This window comes from Legionella birminghamensis (assembly GCF_900452515.1).
Lineage (GTDB): Bacteria > Pseudomonadota > Gammaproteobacteria > Legionellales > Legionellaceae > Legionella_C > Legionella_C birminghamensis.
Genome location: NZ_UGNW01000001.1, coordinates 3,265,919 through 3,286,455, shown reverse-complemented (window position 1 = coordinate 3,286,455; position 20,537 = coordinate 3,265,919). Strand labels below are relative to the sequence as shown.

Below are 20,537 nucleotides of genomic sequence, written 5' to 3'. Positions count from 1 at the left end.
AGATAAAGCCGTGTCTACTCCATTAGAACTTTACAGAAATATCGGCATTGCCGCACATGTTGATGCCGGTAAAACTACCACGACAGAACGTGTCCTGTTTTATACGGGTATGTCCCATAAAATGGGTGAAGTACATGATGGTGCAGCAACGATGGACTGGATGGTTCAGGAGCAAGAGCGCGGTATTACAATTACCTCAGCTGCGACAACATGTTACTGGGAGGGAATGGATAAACAGTTCCCAAGACATCGTATCAATATCATTGATACCCCAGGCCACGTTGACTTCATGATTGAAGTAGAGCGTTCCCTGCGTGTTCTTGACGGTGCTATCGTTGTATTCGATGCGGTTTCCGGTGTTGAACCACAGTCAGAAACAGTGTGGAGACAGTCTGATAAATATGGAGTCCCACGAATCGTTTTTGTAAACAAAATGGATAGAATGGGTGCCAACTTTCTTCGTGTGGTTTCCCAGATTAAGCAACGGCTTGGATCAAACCCCGTAGTGCTTCAATTGCCAATCGGTTCAGAAGATGCTTTCAAGGGGGTAGTTGACCTTGTTAAAATGAAGGCAATCCACTGGGATGAAGAAAGCAAGGGAATGACCTTTGCCTATCAGAATATCCCAAGTGAAATGCTTGAACAGTGCGAAGAGTATCGAGCCTTAATTGTTGAAGCTGCAGCAGAAGCCTGTGAAGATCTGATGGAAAAATATCTTGAGGGTACTGAGCTTACTGAGGCCGAAATAAAGCAAGCAATACGCCAAAGAACAATTAGCAATGAAATTGTCCCAGTATTTTGCGGATCAGCCTTCAAGAACAAAGGCGTGCAGGCAGTTCTTGATGGAGTAGTTGATTATTTGCCTTCGCCAATTGATATTCCCGACATTAAAGGGGTAGATGAAGACGGTAATGAGTTGCATCGTAAAACATCCTATGATGAGCCCTTCTCTGCCCTGGCATTCAAGATTGCGACTGATCCATTCGTTGGTACACTGACCTATTTCCGTGCCTATTCGGGTGTATTAAAAAGCGGTGATACCATATATAATCCGGTGAAAGGCAAAAAGGAGCGAATTGGTCGTCTGTTACAGATGCATGCTAATTCGAGAGAAGAGATTAAAGAAGTTAAAGCTGGGGATATTGCAGCAGCGGTTGGCCTTAAAACAGTCACAACAGGTGATACTCTTTGCGATGTTGATCATATTGTTACCTTGGAAAGGATGGATTTTCCTGACCCGGTTATTGCCGTCGCTGTGGAGCCAAGAACCAAAGCAGACCAGGAAAAAATGTCCATCGCTTTGGGCAAACTCGCACAGGAAGATCCTTCATTTCGTGTTCATACCGATGAAGAGTCCGGGCAGACTATTATCCAGGGAATGGGTGAATTGCATCTCGAAATTATTGTTGATCGTATGAAACGTGAGTTTAATGTGGAAGCCAATGTTGGCAAACCGCAAGTGGCATACCGTGAAACAATTAAAGCGACTGTTGAGCAAGAAGGTAAGTTTGTTCGTCAGTCAGGTGGTAGAGGTCAATACGGCCATGTATGGCTTAAGATCGAGCCACAGAAACCAGGTGCTGGCTATGAATTCGTTAATGCAATTGTAGGTGGTGTTATTCCTAAAGAATATATCCCTGCGGTGGATAAAGGAATTCAAGAGCAACTTCAAAATGGTGTTATTGCTGGTTATCCTGTAGTCGATGTCAAAGTCACACTTTTTGATGGTTCATTCCATGAGGTGGATTCGAGTGAAATGGCATTTAAAATTGCTGGTTCTCTTGGCTTTAAGCAAGGTGCGCAAAAAGCAAAGCCAGTGCTGCTTGAACCAATCATGAGTGTGGAGGTTGTAACCCCCGAAGAATACATGGGGGATGTCATGGGAGACTTGAACCGCCGTCGAGGAATGGTTCAAGGTATGGAAGACTCTCCTGCTGGAAAGGTAATTCGTGCGGAAGTTCCATTAGCAGAAATGTTTGGGTATGCCACAGATGTGCGTTCCGCCACACAAGGTCGAGCTACCTATTCAATGGAGTTCGCTAAGTATGCGGAAGCACCAACGAATATTGCTGAAGCGATTATTAAGAAACAATAAAAGTTAATGAGGTTATTTAAAAATGGCGAAGGAAAAGTTTGAGCGAAAGAAGCCGCACGTAAACGTAGGCACAATTGGTCACGTTGACCATGGTAAAACAACGCTGACCGCAGCGATTACAACGATAATGGCCAAAAAATATGGCGGAACAGCCAAAGCCTATGATCAAATCGACGCCGCTCCAGAAGAGCGTGAGCGTGGAATTACAATTTCAACAGCACATGTTGAATACGAATCAGCGAACCGTCACTATGCGCACGTCGATTGTCCAGGACATGCGGACTATGTGAAAAATATGATCACTGGTGCTGCACAGATGGACGGCGCTATTCTGGTAGTATCAGCAGCTGACGGCCCAATGCCTCAAACTCGTGAACACATCCTGTTATCACGTCAGGTTGGTGTACCGTACATTGTTGTATTTTTGAATAAAGCAGACATGGTCGATGATGCCGAGCTATTAGAGCTGGTTGAAATGGAAGTGCGTGATCTGCTGAGCAGCTATGAATTTCCAGGCGATGATATTCCAATTGTTGTTGGATCAGCGCTGAAAGCATTGGAAGGCGATACAAGTGACATCGGTGTCCCTGCGATTGAGAAACTGGTCGAAACAATGGACTCCTATATTCCTGAACCAGTTCGAAACATTGACAAGGCCTTCTTGCTGCCGATTGAAGACGTATTCTCAATCTCTGGCCGTGGAACAGTAGTAACTGGCCGTGTTGAAAGCGGAATTGTTAAAGTAGGTGAGGAAGTTGAGATTGTTGGAATCCGCGATACTCAAAAGACCACTTGTACTGGTGTTGAAATGTTCCGTAAATTGCTTGACGAAGGTCGTGCAGGGGACAACGTGGGTGTTCTGCTACGTGGAACGAAACGAGATGATGTTGAAAGAGGACAAGTACTGGCAAAACCTGGTACAATCAAGCCGCACACCAAGTTTGAAGCTGAAGTATACGTGCTTTCAAAAGACGAAGGTGGCCGTCATACTCCATTTTTCAATGGTTACCGTCCTCAGTTCTATTTCAGAACAACTGACGTAACTGGTTCTTGTGAACTGCCACAAGGTATTGAAATGGTAATGCCAGGCGACAACGTTCAAATGACTGTTAGTCTGCATTCACCCATCGCTATGGATGAAGGTTTGCGTTTCGCGATCCGCGAAGGTGGTCGTACTGTTGGTGCCGGTGTAGTGGCTAAAATCATCGAGTGAGAAAAATGAGTAATCAAAATATTAAAATTCGTTTAAAATCGTTTGACCATCGTTTGATTGATTCGTCAACACGTGAAATAGTAGAAACGGCAAAACGTACTGGCGCGCAAATTCGCGGGCCAATACCTCTGCCTATTAAGAAAGAGAAATTTACAGTACTGATTTCTCCACATGTCAACAAGGATGCTCGAGATCAGTATGAATTACGCACCCATAAACGCCTGGTTGTAATAGTGCACCCAACTGAAAAAACAGTAGATGCATTAATGAAGCTGGACTTGGCTGCTGGTGTCGATGTTCAGATAAGTCTGGATGACGAATAAACGTTTCCAGACATGAATACTAACGAGGTATTACAATGATAGGGTTAATTGGCAGAAAAGTTGGTATGACGCGTATCTTCACTGAAGAAGGACAATCAATTCCTGTTTCAGTAATTGAAGTTGCTCCAAATCGTGTATCTCAACTTAAAACGCTTGAAACAGACGGTTATGTGGCTGTACAAATCACTGGCGGTGAAAAGAAAGCCAGCCGAGTTAATAAGCCGCTTACTGGTCATTTTGCAAAAGCTCAAATTGAAGCTGGTGATATGATTGGTGAATTCCGTGTTTCTTCACTGGATGGCATGACTGCAGGACAGACAATTACAGTCGCCGACATTTTTTCCGCTGGCCAATACGTAGATGTAACAGGTACATCGAAGGGTAAAGGTTTTGCCGGATGTGTTAAGCGTCATAATTTTAGGACACAAGATGCTACTCATGGTAACTCAGTATCGCATCGTGTTCCTGGTTCAATTGGTCAAAACCAGACTCCAGGCCGTGTATTCAAAGGCAAGAAAATGGCTGGCCATTTGGGTAATGTAAGAACTACTACTCAAAATCTTGAGCTGGTTAGAGTTGATACTGAAAGAAATCTACTGTTGATAAAGGGTGCTATACCTGGATTCCCTGGAGCCAGAGTCGAAGTACGACCCGCAGTTAAGAAGAAGACAGGGGATCAATAATGGAACTTATTACAAAAGATACTAACACTTCACTAAGTGTCAACGAACAAGTGTTCGATTATAACTACAACGAAGGTTTGATACATCAAGCTGTAGTTACCTTTATGAATAATGCTCGTAGTGGTAACAGTGCTCAGAAGACCCGTTCCGAAGTTCGCGGTGGAGGCAAAAAGCCCTGGCGTCAAAAAGGTACTGGCCGTGCACGAGCTGGAACTATTCGTAGTCCAATTTGGCGTTCTGGAGGCGTGACCTTTGCTTCCAAAAAACGTGATTACAGCCAAAAGCTTAACAAAAAAATGTATAAGCGTGCGATAAGAAGTATTCTGTCTGAGCTTATTCGAAATGATAACTTGATTGTCGTTAGTGACTTTCAATGCAGTTCTAGTAAAACGAAAGACTTTATTGCAAAAATGAAAACCTTTGATTTATCAAATGCACTCATTGTTATGCATGAAGTTAGCGAGAATGAATACCTCGGTTCACGCAATCTGATTGATTTTGATATTTGCGATGTCGCTTCCGTTGATCCTGTAAGCTTACTGCGTTTTGAAAAAGTACTAATTACTGGTGAAGCACTTAAAAGTCTTGAGGAGCTGCTACAATGAACGCAGAACGTATACTAATGGTATTAAGAGAGCCGCACACATCTGAAAAAACGACAGTGATGGCTGAAAAATACAAGCAATTTACTTTCAAAGTTCTAAAAACTGCAACCAAAAGTGAAATTAAAAGAGCAGTAGAACAATTGTTTAATGTTAAAGTCAAAAATGTCTCAGTAATGAACGTTAAAGGAAAAACTAAGCGTTTCCGTCAATTAGCTGGTAAGAGAAGTGATTGGAAAAAAGCGTTTGTTTCTTTACATGAAAACTATGATATTGATTTTAGCGTAAAAGAATAAGGTAGACGACGATGGCATTATTAAAATCAAAACCAACGTCACCCGGAAAACGCGGTGAATTAAAGGTTGTACACCATCATATTCATAAGGGACAACCTCATGCTGCTCTTGTTGAAAAGTTAAACAAAACTGGTGGTAGAAACAACCAGGGGCGCATTACTGTTCGACATATTGGTGGCGGCGTACGCAGCAAGTATCGTATAATCGACTTTAAACGTAACAAAGATGGAATTGAAGCACGGGTTGAGCGCATCGAATATGATCCAAATCGTTCTGCTTTAATTGCATTACTTGTTTACAAAGACGGTGAACGGCGGTACATTATTGCACCTGCTCATTTAGAAGCAGGAGCGACGGTAGTTAGTGGTGAAGATTCTCCAATCAGTGTAGGTAATGCTTTGCCATTACGAAACATTCCAGTAGGTACTACTATCCACTGTGTTGAATTAAAACCTGGAAAAGGTGCTCAGTTATTACGAAGTGCTGGATGTGGTGGTCAGATAGTTGCAAAGGAAGGCGCCTACGCTACGTTAAAATTGCGCTCAGGTGAAATGCGAAAAGTACTTACTGCTTGTCGTGCAGTTATTGGAGAAGTGAGCAACAGTGAGCATAGTCTTCGAGCTTTAGGGAAGGCAGGAGCGAAACGTTGGCGTGGAATCCGTCCAACTGTACGAGGTGTTGCAATGAACCCTGTTGATCACCCACATGGTGGTGGTGAGGGGCGTACATCTGGTGGAAGACATCCTGTGACTCCATGGGGCGTGCCGACAAAAGGTTATAAGACACGCAGTAATAAACGAACTGATAGATTTATTGTCAGATCTCGTAAAAAGAAATAATTAGCTAAGAGGATATTAACGTGCCACGCTCGATTAGAAAGGGTCCACACATTGATCCACACCTGCTTAAAAAAGTTGCAGCAGCGATAGAAGCAAAAACCAAAAGACCAATTAAAACCTGGTCTCGGCGCTCTACTATTACTCCTGACATGATCGATTTAACTATCGCAGTTCATAATGGTAAAGATCATGTTCCAGTGTTCATCACTGATAATATGGTTGGCCATAAGTTGGGCGAATTCGCTATGACCCGTACATTTAAAGGCCATTCTGGTGACAGAAAGGCTAAAGGTAAGTAAGAGGCAATGATGGAAGTTACAGCAAAATTAAGAAATGCGCCCCTTTCTGCACAGAAAGCACGGTTGGTCGCAGACATGATTCGTAAAGTAAGCGTCTCTAAGGCACTTGATATTTTACGTTTTACACCAAAAAAAGGGGCGTTTCTGATGCTCAAACTTTTGGAATCAGCCATTGCGAATGCAGAAAACAATAATGGTGCAGATATCGATGAATTGCATGTTGGCGTCGTATGTGTCGACGAAGCATCCACACTGAAGCGTATTAGAGCTCGTGCCAAAGGACGTGAGAATCGTATATCCAAACGTACTTGCCACATTACAATTAAAGTATCTGACGAGGTATAACAGAATGGGACAAAAAGTAAATCCTATTGGTATCCGTTTGGGCATAGTAAAAAGCTGGAATTCCAAATGGTATGCTAGCAAAAATTACGCACAACTCCTGAATGAAGATATTAATTTAAGAAAAGATCTGAAAAAGAAGTTGTATGCTGCTGCAATTAGCCGTATTCAAATCGAAAGACCAGCTAATAATGCCGTAGTTACCATTCACACAGCAAGACCAGGTATTCTTATTGGCAAAAAAGGTGGTGGTATCGAAGGACTGCGCAGTGAAATCTCTTCAAAATTAGGTGTTCCTGTTCATTTGAACATTGAAGAAGTGAAAAAGCCAGAATTGGATTCTACTCTGGTTGCCGAAGGAATTGCTCAACAGCTTGAACAACGTGTTATGTTCAGAAGAGCAATGAAAAGAGCAGTTACTTCCGCAATGAAATCAGGTGCTAAAGGAATTAAAATTTGTGTCAGCGGTCGACTTGGCGGCGCTGAGATTGCTCGAAGCGAATGGTATCGCGAAGGACGTGTTCCGCTGCATACATTCCGTGCTGACATTGATTATGGTACTGCTGAAGCAAAAACTACTTACGGTATCATCGGTGTTAAGGTTTGGATCTTTAAGGGAGAAATTCTTCCCCAAAAGAATCGTAACGCTGACAGCAGTAAATGAGTGAGGATTTATAATCATGCTACAGCCAAAACGTACTAAATATCGAAAACAAATGAAAGGCCGTAACCGCGGTCTCGCCCAACGTGGATCCAATGTTAGTTTTGGAGAGTTTGGCTTAAAAGCGGTTGAACGCGGTCGTTTGACAGCGCGACAAATCGAAGCTGCTCGTCGTGCTATGACTCGACATATTAAACGGGGCGGAAAAATTTGGATCCGTGTTTTCCCTGATAAACCTATTACACAGAAGCCGCTCGAAGTTCGACAAGGTAAAGGTAAAGGTAGTGTTGAATATTGGGTCGCCCAAATCCAACCAGGTAAAATCTTGTTTGAAATGGAAGGCGTTAGCAGAGAGCTGGCTTTAGAAGCTTTCAACTTGGCCAAAGCAAAATTACCTTTTAAGGTAATGTTTGAAGAACGTAAGGTGATGTAATGAAAACTTTGAATGAATTGAGAAACTTATCAACTCAGGAATTAAGTGAAGAATTACTTCAATTAAGAAAAGAGCAATTCAATCTGCGCATGAAAAGAGCCAGTGGATCTCTTGATAAATCACACCTGGTTGGTCTTGTTAGAAAGACAATTGCTAGAGTAAAAACAGTTATGACTGAAAAGGTTGGAAAGAGTCATGTCGAATAGTGAATCAAATGCAAGAATGATGGTTGGTCGTGTTGTCAGTGACAAAATGCAGAAAACCATTGTTGTATTAGTTGAACGAACAGTTAAGCATCCTAAGTATGGTAAGATCATGAAGCGAAGAACAAAACTCCATGCTCATGATGAGAAACAGGTTTGCAAAATTGGCGATACTGTCAGAATTAGAGAGACAAGACCTCTTTCTAAGACTAAATGCTGGGAATTAGTTGAAGTTGTTTCCTGATTCACATGCAATGACTTTTAAAATTCCAATTAGGCTGGTATAATCAGCAGCCTTTTTCTGGTCGAAATTAGAGCTGGAGAGTAGAATGATACAAATGCAGACAGTGCTCGATGTAGCTGATAATAGCGGAGCGCGCAAGGTAATGTGTATCAAAGTGCTTGGTGGTTCCCATCGTCGATATGCTCGCGTTGGAGATGTCATCAAAGTTAGCATTAAAGATGCAATACCTAGAAGTAAAGTAAAGAAGGGTGCGGTGATGAAGGCTGTTGTTGTTAGAACCAGCCAAGGCGTCCGCCGTGATGATGGCTCATTAATACGTTTTGATGGCAATGCTGCAGTGCTATTAAACAATCAAAATGAACCTATTGGGACTCGTATATTTGGTCCAGTAACACGCGAATTGAGAGAGCGATTCATGAAAATCATCTCTCTTGCAGCTGAAGTATTGTAAGAGGGATAAATTATGAAGCGCATCCGATCAGGCGATACGGTAATTGTTATCACTGGTAAGAGTAAAGGCCATATTGGCAAAGTAAAAAAGGTTTCAGGTGAAGCCGTTGTGGTTGAAGGGGCAAACATGATCAAAAGACATGTCAAGCCGAACCCGCAGATTAATCAGCCAGGCGGCATAGTATCAACAGAGGCACCATTTAATATCTCTAATGTAGCTATGTACAATCCTCAAACCAGAAAGGCTGACAAAGTTGGTTTCAAATTCATCGATAAGAATGGCAAGAACCAAAAGGTCAGATATTTTAAATCAAACAATGAATTAGTAGACGTTGTTTAGTCAGGGTGATTGAAATGGCAAGACTTAAAGAGTACTACAGATCAAATGTAGTCGAAATGTTAATGAAGAAATTCGGCTATAAAAGTGTAATGGAAGTTCCAAAACTCCTTAAAATCACAGTTAATATGGGAGTTGGAGAAGCTGTTGGCGATAAGAAAATTATGAATCATGCAGTCGAAGACATGACTCTGATTACCGGCCAGAAACCAGTTATCACTAAAGCGAAAAAATCAATCGCTGGTTTCAAAATTCGTGAAGGCTGGCCAATCGGTTGCAAAGTGACTCTGCGCAAAGAAAAAATGTATGAATTCCTTGATCGCTTAATCACCATTACCTTACCACGCGTAAGAGACTTTCGTGGTCTCAATCCCAAATCATTTGATGGAACCGGAAATTACAGCTTGGGTATCCATGAGCAAATCGTGTTCCCTGAAATTGATTTCGACAAAACTGATGGAATCCGTGGTTTAGATATTTGTATTACTACAAGTGCTAAAACGAATGAGGAAGCAAGGGCGCTGCTTGAAGCATTCAACTTGCCATTAAAAGATAGAGACAAACATTAAGAAGGGTATTTACTGTGGCCAAAAGATCAATGCTCGAACGAGAAAAAAAGCGTTCAAAGCTAGTAAATAAATATAAAGAAAAGCGTAATGAGCTCAAAGTTCTGATAAAATCGTCTGACGATTTTGAAGTTATTATGAAAGCGCAAGCTCAATTAGCTAAACTTCCAGTTAATTCAAATCCGGTCAGACATAGCAAACGTTGTCAGCAATGCGGACGTCCTCATGCTGTCTACCGTAAATTTGGCTTGTGCAGGATTTGTCTGCGTCAACAATTAGTTGCTGGAAACGTCACCGGTGGTAGAAAGTCCAGCTGGTAAACAAAGGTTCTATGGAGAATAAGTGTGAGTATGCATGATCCTATTGCTGACATGTTGACGAGAATAAGAAACGGTCAACTGGCTAAGCATCCGAGTGTTACCCTCAACTCGTCCAGGTTGAAGGAAGAAATCGCTCGTGTATTAAAAGAGGAAGGTTATGTTCTTGATTATTCAGTTCAAGCACAAGAAAATAATCACAAAACTCTTACAATTAACTTAAAATATTATCACGGTCGTCCTGTCATTGAGCGTATCCTACGTATCAGTAGACCAGGATTACGCGTGTACAAGCCTTTTAATGAGTTGTCTGCAATACCTGGTTTTGGTATAGCAATTTTATCAACTTCGAAAGGCGTAATGACTCACATCGCTGCCAAGAACAATAGAGTCGGTGGTGAAGTGCTTTGTGAAGTGGCTTAAGTTGCGAGGAATAATATGTCAAGAGTAGCAAAAGCTCCGATACAGTTACCTGCAAACGTAGAGCTAACTTTATCAAAAAATGAAATGACCGTTAAAGGTCCAAAAGGTGTGCTGACACAGCATTTAAACAAGCTGGTTGCGATTGGCCGGGATGAAGCTAAAATTACGTTTAGCCCTGCATCAAATGATCCTAATGCCTGGGCTCAGGCCGGTACCGTTCGAGCGCTGTTAAACAATATGGTAAAAGGTGTAACTGAAGGGTTTTCCGTTACCCTCGAACTGGTTGGTGTTGGATACAGAGCACAAGCAAGCGGCAAAGCTGTCAGTTTATCACTTGGTTTTTCTCATCCTATCGAATATGAATTGCCAGCTGGTGTCAGTGTCGAAACTCCAAATAATACGACTATCGTTATTAAAGGAATCGACAAGCAATTATTAGGTCAAGTAGCTTCTGAAATTCGTGCATTCAGACCGCCAGAACCTTACAAAGGTAAAGGTGTAAAATATGCTGGCGAAAATATTGCGCGTAAAGAAGCCAAGAAAAAGTAGGGTTTAAATTATGAGTAAGATTAATGCACGTGCAAGACGCGGAGCCAAAACTAAAGCAAGACAAAAGCATTGCGGTCGTCCACGCCTGGTGGTTTATCGCAGTACTACACATATCTATGCTCAGATTATAGTGCCCGGTAAAGATGGTGATCGCGTAGTGGTTTCTTGTTCCACAGTAGATAAAGAAGCGAAAGGTTCTATCAAAGGTACTAAAGTTGAGCAGGCTACATTAGTTGGCAAATTACTTGGTGAACGAGCTAAAGCACATCAAATTACCGATGTTGCCTTTGACCGCGCAGGGTATAAATATCATGGCCGCATAAAGGCACTTGCTGATGGTGCCCGTGAAGCTGGTTTGAATTTTTAAGGAACAGTGATGGCATTTGAAGAATCCAAAATGACTGAAGGGTATCAAGAGAAACTAGTCTCTGTGACCCGAACAGCAAAAGTTGTAAAAGGCGGACGAGTGTTTGGTTTCGCCGTACTTGTCGTCATTGGTGATGGCAAAGGTAAAGTAGGCTATGGCCGTGGTAAAGCTCGTGAGGTGCCAATTGCAATTCAGAAGGCGATGGAGCAGGCTCGTAAGAATATGACTTACATTCCATTGGCTGGAAATACGATCCACCATGAGATTACCTGGAGCTATGGCGCTTCCAAAGTATTCATGAAGCCAGCCAGTGAAGGTACTGGAATTATTGCTGGTGGTGCAATGCGAGCTGTTCTTGAGGTACTGGGTGTTCAGAACATTCTTGCTAAAAGCATCGGTTCTACAAACCCAAGCAATATCGTCAGGGCCACTATTGGTGCTTTGTCAAATATTGGTACTCCAGATTATGTAGCTGCTAAGCGCGGTAAAACTGTTGAAGAAGTGATGGCAGGCTAATCATGAGCAAAAAAATAAAGATTACTTTAGTAAAAAGTACAATTGGAAGAAAGCCTAAACACATCGAAATTGCCAGGCAATTAGGTTTAGGTAAAATGAACAGTTCTGTTATTCACCAGGATATTCCAGCGATTCGCGGTCTTGTGAATACAATTCACTACATGTTGCATGTAGAGGAGTGTGCTTGATGAAATTAAATACTATATCTCCTGATCCTGGTTCAAAGCGTCCGAAGCAACGGCTGGGCCGTGGTATCGGTTCTGGTCTGGGTAAAACCAGTGGTAAAGGGCACAAAGGTCAAAAGGCACGTGCTGGCGGATACCACAAAATTAACTTTGAAGGCGGTCAAATGCCAATTCAAAGACGTTTGCCCAAAATGGGGTTCAAGTCACGCATCGGCAAATACAATGATCAGATTACCCTGAGTGAACTGGCTTCGATACAAGAAGAAGTCATTGACATGGATACATTACGACGTCATAGACTGATTAATACCGCTGTCAAACAGGTCAAGGTCATTCTTTCTGGTGAGATTAATGTTGCAGTCAAACTTCAAGGGATTCCTGTTACAAAGGGCGCCCGTGCAATGATTGAACAAGCTGGTGGAAGTATAGAAGACTAATTATGAAAAACCGGAAGCAAATTGCAGGTCAATCCAAAAATGGATTGACCGAATTAAAAGCCAGATTATTTTTTGTTATTCTTGGGATCCTCGTGTATCGTCTCGGTGCTCATATACCAGTACCTGGATTGGATCCGCAGAAGCTTGCTAATTTCTTTGGCGAGCAGCAAAATACAATCTTTGGACTATTTAATATGTTTTCTGGTGGGGCATTATCCCGGGTAACAGTATTTGCTATCGGTATCATGCCTTATATTTCTGCATCGATTATAATTCAGCTTTTTTCAGTGGTCACACCCAAACTTGAGCAATTGAAAAAAGAAGGCGAGCAGGGACGGCGAAAAATCAATCAGTATACACGCTACCTGACATTGGTTTTATCAATATTCCAATCATTAGGTATGGCACGCTGGCTGGCAGGACAGCACATTGCCTTGCATGCAGATTTTTCATTTTATTTTACAGCTGTAGTTACTTTGGTAACCGGCACAATGTTTTTAATGTGGCTTGGTGAGCAAATCACTGAAAAAGGTGTGGGTAACGGTATTTCGCTTATCATCTTTTCAGGAATTGTTTCCAGTATGCCTCATGCGATTGCTTCTGTCTTCCAACAGGTTAAAGAAGGACAAATGCAAGCCTTAAGTCTGATTCTGATTGCACTGATTGTTGTATGTGTTACAGGATTTGTCGTGTTTATGGAACGTGCTCAAAGGCGTATCAGGGTGAATTATGCTCAGCGGACGCAGGGCAGAAAAGTATATGCAGCACAAACCAGCCATTTGCCCCTTAAGATCAATATGTCTGGTGTGATTCCTCCCATTTTTGCATCTAGCATCATACTGCTGCCAGCAACGCTTGCACAGTTCTTTGCTAAGGGTAAAGGGATGGATTGGTTAGCTGATATCGGGATGGCTTTGTCACCTGGACAACCTTTATACCTGATTGTTTATGCAGTGGCAATTCTGTTCTTTGCCTTTTTCTATGCGGCTTTAGTGTTTAATCCTAAAGATACTGCAGATAATTTGAAAAAGTCAGGCGCTTATATTCCAGGTATACGGCCTGGTGAGCAAACGACAAGATATATTGATTCGGTGATGACGCGGTTGACATTAATTGGCGCTATTTACCTTGTACTGGTATGCTTACTGCCACAGATTTTAATGTACACCTGGCATGTGCCCTTCTATTTTGGCGGAACTTCACTTTTAATCATCGTTGTTGTGATTATGGACTTTGTTGCCCAGGTTCAGGCACACTTAATGACCCAACAATATGATTCTTTGATGAAAAAGGCCAATTTTAAAGGTACTAAATTACCCGGTCTTTTATGATTATTACTCGGAGTTATGAATGAAAGTTAGAGCATCAGTTAAGCGTATTTGCCGTAACTGCAAAATTATTAAGCGTCATGGTAATGTCAAAGTAATTTGTAAAGATGCCAGACATAAACAAAAGCAAGGATAATCTTGCTTGATTTTAATCCAATATAATAGTATTCTTCTGTCCCTTTCCGGCAGAGCAAAGTAAACATACGGAGAAATTAATGGCTCGTATTGCAGGTGTAAATATACCAGATAATAAACATATAGTGATTGCACTGACATCAATCTATGGTATAGGTAGAACAACTTCTAAGCATTTATGTAAAACAGTGGGTATTGAAGAATCCACAAAAGTATTTCAGATTCCTGAAGAAAAACTGGAAGCATTACGTACAGAAATCGCTAAAATGACTGTAGAAGGTGACCTGCGTCGAGTTGTTTCCATGAATATCAAACGATTGATGGATCTTGGTTGTTATCGAGGACTAAGACACAGACGTGGACTTCCTCTGCGCGGACAACGAACTAAAACCAATGCCAGAACCCGTAAAGGTCGACGCAAAGGTACAAGTAATTAATAATTCAGGATAGTAAGATGGCTACAAATAAAGCTAAGCAACAAAAGACAAGAAAAAAAGTAAAACGTGTCGTTTCTGATGGTATCGTTCACGTTCATGCTTCTTTTAATAACACTATCGTGACCTTTACCGACCGACAAGGTAATGCACTGTGCTGGGCCACTTCAGGCGGTTCTGGTTTCAGGGGTTCACGAAAGAGTACTCCTTATGCAGCACAGGTCGCTACTGAGCGTGCTTCTGCTGTTGCAAAAGAATATGGTATGAAGTCGGTTGCAGTATTCGTTCATGGTCCTGGTCCAGGACGTGAGTCAACTATTCGAGAGTTGATTTCTCAGGATTTCAAGATTGTTGAAATTACTGATGTAACGGGTATTCCCCATAACGGGTGTAAACCTCCCAAGAAACGTCGCGTATAAGATCCAGGAGTAACTAATGGCAAGAAAATTAGGCCCAAAGTGCAAGTTATCAAGACGAAGAGGCACTGATTTATTATTAAAAAGTGGCGTTCGTGATTTTAAATCCAAGTGCCGCTCTGAAAAGAAACCTGGCCAGCATGGCGGTCAAAAAGGTCGCTTAAGCGATTACGGACTGCAGTTGGATGAAAAACAAAAAATCCGAACTTATTATGGTGTCCTTGAGCGCCAGTTCCGGAACTATTATAAAAAAGCAGCTCGTATGAAGGGTTCTACAGGTGAAAACCTGATGGTTCTTCTGGAAAGCCGATTGGATAATATTGTTTACCGATTGGGTTTTGCCAGCACCAGAGCTGAAGCCAGACAGTTGGTTACGCATAAAGCTATTCTTGTTAATGGCGAGATGGTAAACATTCCTTCATGCATTCTGAGCGCCGGCGATAAAGTTGAAGTCAGACAAAAAGCCAGAGATCAGGGTCGTATTAAAGCTGCTATTGCCCTGTCTGAGCAGCGCGCTCCTTGTGACTGGTTAACTGTCGATTCAGGCTCCATGAAAGGTACATTTACATCTGCACCTACGTTAAATGATTTATCATCTGATTTTAACGTTAATCTGGTTGTTGAACTTTACTCTAAGTAAGCTCGGAGACATAGCTGAATGTATACTGAAATAAACGAAATGCTGACGCCAACAGTGCTCAAGGTGCAAACCGATTCAATTAATCGTTCACGCATTGTACTTGAGCCTCTCGAGCGTGGTTATGGCCATACACTGGGGAATGCGTTAAGGCGAATTCTTTTGTCTTCTATGCCAGGATGGGCAGTCACTGAAGTATCGATTGCTGGTGTCCTGCATGAATACAGTACTATTGAAGGTGTACAGGAAGATGTCGTTGACATATTGCTTAATTTAAAGCAAGTGGCTATTAAAGTTGCTTCTGGCACCGAAGCCACTCTTACCCTTTTGAAAGAGGGCCCTTGTGTAGTGACTGCAGGTGATATTCAATTAAGTCAAGGACAAGAAATTGTTAATCCTGATCTGGTTATTGCTACTTTAAATGAAAATGGCAAGCTGGACATGACCCTTAAAGTAGAGCGTGGTGTTGGTTTCCACTCTACTGATTCATTTGTTCGAGACTATGACAATGATATTGAGCGTAAATCTGTTGGTAAGCTGAAGATAGATAACGCTTTTTCCCCAGTAGTGAAAGTTGCTTATTTTGTTGACAGTGCCCGTGTTGAAAACCGAACTGACCTCGATAAGCTGACTATTGATTTACAAACGAATGGAACCTTAGATCCTGAAGATGCTATCCGTATTTCAGCGTCTATATTGCAGCGCCAGCTTCATGCTTTCGTGGATATGAAGTTTGAAGAATCAAGAGCGGATAACAAAGAAAGAAATGATTTTGATCCTATTCTCTTAAGACCAGTCGATGATCTGGAATTAACAGTGAGATCTGCAAATTGCTTGAAAGCAGAAAACATATACTATATTGGTGATTTAGTACAGAAAACTGAAAATGAACTGTTAAAAACACCAAACTTAGGAAAGAAATCCTTGACTGAAATTAAAGACGTTTTAGCATCACGTACTTTATCTTTGGGAATGAAATTAGAAAATTGGCCGCCAGCTAATCTTGGCGATTAATAGGAGTCTTATCAAATGCGTCACCGTAATTCAGGCCGTAGTTTCAGCCGTACTAGTAGCCATAGAAAGGCAATGTTTGAAAACATGTGCAATTCACTAATTGAGCATGAAGTAATTAAAACAACTTTACCCAAAGCGAAAGAGTTGCGTCGGTATATTGAGCCTTTAATTACTGTCAGTAAGAAAGATTCAGTTGCCTCACGCCGTCACGTTTTTGATCGTTTGCGATCAAAAGAAGCGGTAGGTAAGTTATTTACTGATTTGGGACCACGATTCAGCAAACGCCCTGGCGGATATGTCCGTGTTCTTAAATGCGGATTCCGTGCCGGTGATAACGCACCCATGGCTATTGTGGAGCTGGTTGACAGACCTTCCCAAACTGAGGAATAAGTTTCCTGCAGTAAAAAGCCCACTTTTGTGGGCTTTTTATTTTATTGCTAGAGTTCTCTTTTATACCAATGCATTGTAATTACTTAGCGTTTCATCCTCATCGTAATATTTCATACTATGCTTCAAGGAAAAATCGTATACATTAGTAATGGCCATTTGCTTGTTTTTTTCAATAACTCCAGGAATTTGCAGCAGTTTGCTGATTAAATCAGAATCGCTATACTTTTCTGTTCCGCCCTCAAGAAGTTTGTCTGTCCATAATGCCAGATTATATTCACGGTAATAATACCAGAGGTATGGATTGCCATTAATAGCAATTGATGGGAAATACACCTCTTCTACGCTTTGTTTCGGTCGTGAAGCCGGAGTTGTGTTTCCCTTTGCCAAAGTATTTGACAATGCTTTTTGGGGTTTCGAATAGTCATGAATTGAGATCGCAGGGTATTTGTATCGAAGCAGCGATACATCATTGATGATTGCATGACTAGCGGAAATGCTTATGTCTTCCTGGTGTTTTTTTAAATACTCAATTAATTCTGCCCGTGTATATTGCCCCGCTTTTACCCTATTTGACTCTTGATCAGTTGCTAAAAGTTCAAAAGAACTAGTCGCTGTATTGTTCTTCCGATTGTATTTCCAAACGAAGGGTTGTGATTTATAAGCTATCTCTGGAAAGTAGATTTTCTCTGCTAATGGGTGCAATACGCTTACGGTTGAGTCACGCGCTTTTTTACTATCCGGCTTAAAAAATAAACTTGGGATTTTCTGCGTCATATGGCCTCCTGCTCTGATTAATATGTTAATTCAATTGCAGTAGAACCCAGGAAATACAGGTAGTAGCTCATCCTATGTTCTAAGGGTTTTCTACCCTGATTCTACATTGCAATAGAATAGAGTATACCCGGTAAGTTAAAAACCTTGATGCGCTGCGCTTATCAAGGCTACATGGAACAATCGTAGCCTTGATGAAGCCGCAGGTGTAAACAAGGTTTAGATTCAGAATGGGATATCATCGTCTAGTTCGTCAAATGCATCATGCGCAGTTTGGCTCATTTGCGGCTTATTCATCCCTTGCTGAGCAGGGGCTTGCTGCGGCATATCGCCATAATTGGAAGGCCCATTGCTTTTGCCGTCGAGCATTTGAATATCATTGGCAACAATTTCTGTCGTGTAGCGATCCTGGCCTTGTTGATCCTGCCATTTTCTGGTTCTTAAGCTTCCTTCAACATACACTTTCGAACCTTTGCGAAGGTATTCGCCGGCAATTTCACCCAGTTTGTTGAAACAGACAACGCGATGCCATTCGGTGCGTTCTTGCTTGTCGCCTGTTTGTTTATCCTTCCATGCTTCACTGGTAGCCACTGACAAAGTAGTTACTGCGTTACCGTTTGGCATATACCGAACATCGGGATCAACGCCGACATTGCCAATCAATATGACTTTATTAATTCCACGAGCCATTTTTAGATTTCTCCTGAGGTTTTGCGAGTTAGTGGGGGATTATAACGAATTTGTACACATGATTCTAATCCCTGAGCAAATTTTAGCGGCTGGATGTTAATGGCATATTCATGGGCCAGCTGATAAAAAGCCAAATCAGGCTATAACCAGCGTTCAAAAGGAATAAACCGGAGCTTCCCAGGTGCTGATAAGTAATACCAGACAGCAACCCGCCAGCAAAAATCCCGAGAAATTGGCTGGTTGAATAGACTCCCATCGCTGTGCCTTTATTTGTTTTATCCGCCAGGCGTGAAATGAGAGAAGGTAAAGAGGCTTCGAGCGTATTAAAAGCGACAAAGTACAGAAAGACCAGGATGGAAAGGGCTGTCATGCTAGCGGGAGTTAGTGCCAGTAGAAGTTGGCAAAGGGCGGTAAGGCCGACCGCAGTCAGAAATATAAGACGCATTTTTTTCATGCGTTCCGCAATATAAATAAAGGGCAGCATTACAATAAAGGAACATACCAGAACAGGTAAGTAAAAATGCCATTGCTGTCCGAGATGGCCAGACTGGATATGTGCTTTTAAAAGCATAGGAATTACGTAGAAAGTGGCCGTTAATACCAGATGCTGGAAAAAGATGCCGGCATTGAGACGCTGTAATTTGGGATCTCTCAGCACAGTCTGTAATAACCTGGGATTCGTTTCGCTCTCTGCGTGGAAGCTTTCATGTTTGGGAGTAGGTACAATAGTATAAAGGAACAAAAGGCCGAGCAGTGATAAAATAAAGGTTAGGTAGAAAATACTGGAAAGACCATAATGATGCGTAAGTATGGGGCTGATTATCATTGCAGCAATAAATGACGTCCCAATAGTTAATCCAAGAATGGCCATGGCTTTGGTGCGATCTTTATCGGCAGTGAGATCAGCCAGGAGGGCGATAAGTACACTGCCAATAGCTCCCATGCCCTGGATGATTCTTGCTCCAATCATGCCATAGATTGAATGGGTCAGAGCTCCCCAGAGGCTCCCTGCGGCAAACAAAGTCAAGCCTATGGTGATCAGGCGCTTTCTCCCGTAGCGATCAGAAAGTAAGCCAAAGGGTATCTGCAGAATGCCCTGGCTCAACCCATAGCTGCCCAATGCAATACCAATTAGGCTGGGAGTAGCGCCGGATAACTGGACTGCAAGAACAGAAAATACAGGAATCAGCATGAAAAGACCAAGCATGCGAAAAGAAAACAGCATGGCAATGGGAACAACAGTTTTAGGCAAAGAATAGTTCATCTGGACAAAGCCAACGAGATGCAAAGCACAAATGGTACAAATTTGACGCCCGTGACACAAGCTTTATGATCAGCCTTGGCAATTAATATCAGGGAATAAACAGCCCTGTATTCGTCCCGCTTTGATTGACAGCATTCATTAATCAGGGTAGCTTGCGTATTTTTTATCTTGGGAAAGAATATGTCATTAGTGTTTCGCGATCGAGTCGCATTAATTACTGGAGGCGCCAGAGGTATTGGCAAGGCTTGCGCTCTGAAACTGGCAAAGGCAGGCAGTGATATTGCCATCGTGTATTATAACAGTTCTGACGAGGCACTGGCCCTGGTCGATGAAATTCACTCAATGGGCCGAAAAGCCTGTGCCATTCAGGCGAATGTTGCCGATCACTCGTCTGTTAAGGATATGTTTGCTATTTTTCGTGAGCATTTTGATAAGCTGAATTTCCTAATCAGCAATGCTGCCAGCGGTGTTCTGAAACCTGCTTTGAAAATGTCAACCAAACACTGGCGCTGGTGCATGGAAACCAACGCTTTGGCGCTGAACCATCTGGTCTCTGAAGGCCGGGAGTTAATGCAGCGCGGCGGGCGTGTGATTGCCTTGTCCAGTCTGGGAGCGCATCGTGCGATTCCTAATTATGCATTTATCGGCGCTTCCAAAGCGGCACTCGAGGCGCTGGTCCGCTCACTGAGCTTGGAAATGGCAGAATACGAAGTAACCGTTAACACGGTCTCGGCAGGGGTAGTAGACACGGATGCCTTAAAACATTTCCCCAATCGCGAACAGCTGTTGGACGAGTATCAGGCGCATTCACTGTCTTCCAGGCCCTTAATGCCCGATGATGTTGCCAATGCAGTCTATTTACTCTGCCTGCCAGAAGCGCAGATGATTAATGCACATACGTTATTTGTGGATGCAGGATATAGTCAGGTCGGTTAACGCACCAGAGTATGCAGACGAGCAGCCTGGTTCAAAGTAGCCGGGCTATTTAAAAATGAGATACAGGCTCGTCAATTTCGTAGCTGATTGTGAAAACTTTATGTTATAATCCTGAAATTTGTAAGCTAAGAAGACTGCTGAG

The 20,537-nt window shown here is 42.3% G+C and carries 34 protein-coding genes; 31 read left to right on the top strand and 3 right to left on the bottom strand.

Going from position 1 to position 20,537, the window contains the following annotated elements:
- Nucleotides 1–10 precede the first annotated feature (10 nt).
- The 30 genes from fusA (at nt 11) to rplQ (ending at nt 16,734) form a co-directional block, all read left to right on the top strand.
- The gene (gene fusA / locus DYH42_RS14020) at nt 11–2,095 is read left to right on the top strand and encodes an elongation factor G (protein WP_058525178.1); all 2,085 of its coding nucleotides are present in this window, start codon (nt 11–13) and stop codon (nt 2,093–2,095) included.
- Nucleotides 2,096–2,117: 22 nt separating this feature from the next.
- Nucleotides 2,118–3,308, top strand: coding sequence for an elongation factor Tu (gene tuf / locus DYH42_RS14015; RefSeq protein WP_115317099.1), 1,191 nt, complete (start codon nt 2,118–2,120; stop codon nt 3,306–3,308).
- A 5-nt stretch (nt 3,309–3,313) separates the two neighbouring features.
- On the top strand, nt 3,314–3,631 hold the full coding sequence (gene rpsJ, locus DYH42_RS14010) for a 30S ribosomal protein S10 (RefSeq protein ID WP_058507932.1): 318 nt from the start codon (nt 3,314–3,316) through the stop codon (nt 3,629–3,631).
- 35 nt (nt 3,632–3,666) lie between these two features.
- Nucleotides 3,667–4,314, top strand: a complete 648-nt coding sequence (gene rplC / locus DYH42_RS14005) for a 50S ribosomal protein L3 (protein ID WP_058525177.1) — start codon at nt 3,667–3,669, stop codon at nt 4,312–4,314.
- Nucleotides 4,314–4,919 carry a 50S ribosomal protein L4 gene (gene rplD, locus DYH42_RS14000; protein WP_058525176.1) on the top strand — a complete coding sequence of 202 codons (606 nt, stop codon included), beginning with the start codon at nt 4,314–4,316 and terminating at the stop codon, nt 4,917–4,919. The genes rplC and rplD overlap by 1 nt, the downstream gene beginning before the upstream one ends.
- A complete protein-coding gene (rplW, locus tag DYH42_RS13995; RefSeq protein ID WP_058525175.1) occupies nt 4,916–5,212 on the top strand; it encodes a 50S ribosomal protein L23 in 297 nt (98 codons plus the stop codon). Before rplD ends, rplW begins: the two co-directional genes overlap by 4 nt.
- An 11-nt stretch (nt 5,213–5,223) precedes the next feature.
- A complete protein-coding gene (rplB, locus tag DYH42_RS13990) occupies nt 5,224–6,051 on the top strand; it encodes a 50S ribosomal protein L2 (RefSeq protein ID WP_058525174.1) in 828 nt (275 codons plus the stop codon).
- Between the two features lie 20 nt (nt 6,052–6,071).
- A complete protein-coding gene (gene rpsS / locus DYH42_RS13985; protein ID WP_058525173.1) occupies nt 6,072–6,350 on the top strand; it encodes a 30S ribosomal protein S19 in 279 nt (92 codons plus the stop codon).
- Between the two features lie 9 nt (nt 6,351–6,359).
- Nucleotides 6,360–6,695, top strand: a complete 336-nt coding sequence (rplV, locus tag DYH42_RS13980) for a 50S ribosomal protein L22 (RefSeq protein ID WP_115317097.1) — start codon at nt 6,360–6,362, stop codon at nt 6,693–6,695.
- Nucleotides 6,696–6,699: 4 nt separating this feature from the next.
- The gene (gene rpsC, locus DYH42_RS13975; protein ID WP_115317095.1) at nt 6,700–7,356 is read left to right on the top strand and encodes a 30S ribosomal protein S3; all 657 of its coding nucleotides are present in this window, start codon (nt 6,700–6,702) and stop codon (nt 7,354–7,356) included.
- 16 nt (nt 7,357–7,372) lie between these two features.
- A complete protein-coding gene (gene rplP / locus DYH42_RS13970) occupies nt 7,373–7,786 on the top strand; it encodes a 50S ribosomal protein L16 (protein ID WP_058507940.1) in 414 nt (137 codons plus the stop codon).
- Complete coding sequence (gene rpmC, locus DYH42_RS13965) at nt 7,786–7,992, top strand: 50S ribosomal protein L29 (RefSeq protein WP_058525170.1); 207 nt, start codon at nt 7,786–7,788, stop codon at nt 7,990–7,992. Before rplP ends, rpmC begins: the two co-directional genes overlap by 1 nt.
- Nucleotides 7,982–8,233: a 30S ribosomal protein S17 gene (gene rpsQ / locus DYH42_RS13960; RefSeq protein WP_058525169.1), complete on the top strand. Its 252-nt coding sequence runs from the start codon at nt 7,982–7,984 to the stop codon at nt 8,231–8,233. The genes rpmC and rpsQ overlap by 11 nt, the downstream gene beginning before the upstream one ends.
- An 85-nt stretch (nt 8,234–8,318) precedes the next feature.
- Nucleotides 8,319–8,684 (top strand): 50S ribosomal protein L14, encoded by a 366-nt coding sequence (gene rplN, locus DYH42_RS13955; protein ID WP_028388517.1) that lies wholly within the window; start codon nt 8,319–8,321, stop codon nt 8,682–8,684.
- A 12-nt stretch (nt 8,685–8,696) separates the two neighbouring features.
- Nucleotides 8,697–9,023, top strand: coding sequence for a 50S ribosomal protein L24 (gene rplX / locus DYH42_RS13950; protein WP_058525168.1), 327 nt, complete (start codon nt 8,697–8,699; stop codon nt 9,021–9,023).
- A 14-nt stretch (nt 9,024–9,037) separates the two neighbouring features.
- Nucleotides 9,038–9,589, top strand: coding sequence for a 50S ribosomal protein L5 (gene rplE / locus DYH42_RS13945; RefSeq protein ID WP_058525167.1), 552 nt, complete (start codon nt 9,038–9,040; stop codon nt 9,587–9,589).
- 14 nt (nt 9,590–9,603) lie between these two features.
- Nucleotides 9,604–9,906, top strand: coding sequence for a 30S ribosomal protein S14 (gene rpsN / locus DYH42_RS13940; protein WP_058525166.1), 303 nt, complete (start codon nt 9,604–9,606; stop codon nt 9,904–9,906).
- Between the two features lie 30 nt (nt 9,907–9,936).
- Nucleotides 9,937–10,326 (top strand): 30S ribosomal protein S8, encoded by a 390-nt coding sequence (gene rpsH, locus DYH42_RS13935; RefSeq protein ID WP_115317093.1) that lies wholly within the window; start codon nt 9,937–9,939, stop codon nt 10,324–10,326.
- A 15-nt stretch (nt 10,327–10,341) separates the two neighbouring features.
- Nucleotides 10,342–10,875: a 50S ribosomal protein L6 gene (gene rplF, locus DYH42_RS13930; protein ID WP_058525164.1), complete on the top strand. Its 534-nt coding sequence runs from the start codon at nt 10,342–10,344 to the stop codon at nt 10,873–10,875.
- 10 nt (nt 10,876–10,885) lie between these two features.
- Entirely contained in the window at nt 10,886–11,242 is a 357-nt protein-coding gene (rplR, locus tag DYH42_RS13925) for a 50S ribosomal protein L18 (protein ID WP_058525163.1), read from the top strand.
- A gap of 9 nt (nt 11,243–11,251) precedes the next feature.
- Nucleotides 11,252–11,758 (top strand): 30S ribosomal protein S5, encoded by a 507-nt coding sequence (gene rpsE / locus DYH42_RS13920; protein ID WP_058507949.1) that lies wholly within the window; start codon nt 11,252–11,254, stop codon nt 11,756–11,758.
- 2 nt (nt 11,759–11,760) lie between these two features.
- A complete protein-coding gene (gene rpmD, locus DYH42_RS13915) occupies nt 11,761–11,946 on the top strand; it encodes a 50S ribosomal protein L30 (protein WP_058525162.1) in 186 nt (61 codons plus the stop codon).
- On the top strand, nt 11,946–12,380 hold the full coding sequence (gene rplO / locus DYH42_RS13910) for a 50S ribosomal protein L15 (protein WP_058525161.1): 435 nt from the start codon (nt 11,946–11,948) through the stop codon (nt 12,378–12,380). The genes rpmD and rplO overlap by 1 nt, the downstream gene beginning before the upstream one ends.
- A gap of 2 nt (nt 12,381–12,382) precedes the next feature.
- On the top strand, nt 12,383–13,711 hold the full coding sequence (secY, locus tag DYH42_RS13905; RefSeq protein ID WP_058525160.1) for a preprotein translocase subunit SecY: 1,329 nt from the start codon (nt 12,383–12,385) through the stop codon (nt 13,709–13,711).
- 19 nt (nt 13,712–13,730) lie between these two features.
- A complete protein-coding gene (gene rpmJ / locus DYH42_RS13900) occupies nt 13,731–13,844 on the top strand; it encodes a 50S ribosomal protein L36 (protein ID WP_083499241.1) in 114 nt (37 codons plus the stop codon).
- A 79-nt stretch (nt 13,845–13,923) separates the two neighbouring features.
- Nucleotides 13,924–14,280, top strand: coding sequence for a 30S ribosomal protein S13 (gene rpsM / locus DYH42_RS13895; protein ID WP_058525159.1), 357 nt, complete (start codon nt 13,924–13,926; stop codon nt 14,278–14,280).
- 17 nt (nt 14,281–14,297) lie between these two features.
- Nucleotides 14,298–14,696, top strand: a complete 399-nt coding sequence (rpsK, locus tag DYH42_RS13890; protein WP_058507954.1) for a 30S ribosomal protein S11 — start codon at nt 14,298–14,300, stop codon at nt 14,694–14,696.
- 16 nt (nt 14,697–14,712) lie between these two features.
- Nucleotides 14,713–15,333 carry a 30S ribosomal protein S4 gene (gene rpsD / locus DYH42_RS13885; protein ID WP_058525158.1) on the top strand — a complete coding sequence of 207 codons (621 nt, stop codon included), beginning with the start codon at nt 14,713–14,715 and terminating at the stop codon, nt 15,331–15,333.
- An 18-nt stretch (nt 15,334–15,351) separates the two neighbouring features.
- The gene (locus DYH42_RS13880) at nt 15,352–16,344 is read left to right on the top strand and encodes a DNA-directed RNA polymerase subunit alpha (RefSeq protein WP_058525157.1); all 993 of its coding nucleotides are present in this window, start codon (nt 15,352–15,354) and stop codon (nt 16,342–16,344) included.
- A gap of 15 nt (nt 16,345–16,359) precedes the next feature.
- Complete coding sequence (gene rplQ, locus DYH42_RS13875; protein ID WP_058525156.1) at nt 16,360–16,734, top strand: 50S ribosomal protein L17; 375 nt, start codon at nt 16,360–16,362, stop codon at nt 16,732–16,734.
- 60 nt (nt 16,735–16,794) lie between these two features.
- On the opposite strand, the gene DYH42_RS13870 is transcribed toward rplQ, so the two are convergent.
- From DYH42_RS13870 to DYH42_RS13860, 3 genes are all read right to left on the bottom strand, one after another.
- Nucleotides 16,795–17,508, bottom strand: a complete 714-nt coding sequence (locus DYH42_RS13870) for a hypothetical protein (RefSeq protein WP_058525155.1) — start codon at nt 17,506–17,508, stop codon at nt 16,795–16,797.
- A gap of 222 nt (nt 17,509–17,730) precedes the next feature.
- Nucleotides 17,731–18,195, bottom strand: coding sequence for a single-stranded DNA-binding protein (gene ssb, locus DYH42_RS13865; protein ID WP_058525154.1), 465 nt, complete (start codon nt 18,193–18,195; stop codon nt 17,731–17,733).
- Nucleotides 18,196–18,277: 82 nt separating this feature from the next.
- Nucleotides 18,278–19,447 carry an MFS transporter gene (locus DYH42_RS13860; protein ID WP_237759074.1) on the bottom strand — a complete coding sequence of 390 codons (1,170 nt, stop codon included), beginning with the start codon at nt 19,445–19,447 and terminating at the stop codon, nt 18,278–18,280.
- Nucleotides 19,448–19,639: 192 nt separating this feature from the next.
- Between DYH42_RS13860 and fabL the strand changes: the two genes are divergently transcribed.
- Nucleotides 19,640–20,395, top strand: a complete 756-nt coding sequence (fabL, locus tag DYH42_RS13855; RefSeq protein ID WP_058525152.1) for an enoyl-[acyl-carrier-protein] reductase FabL — start codon at nt 19,640–19,642, stop codon at nt 20,393–20,395.
- Nucleotides 20,396–20,537: the final 142 nt, after the last annotated feature.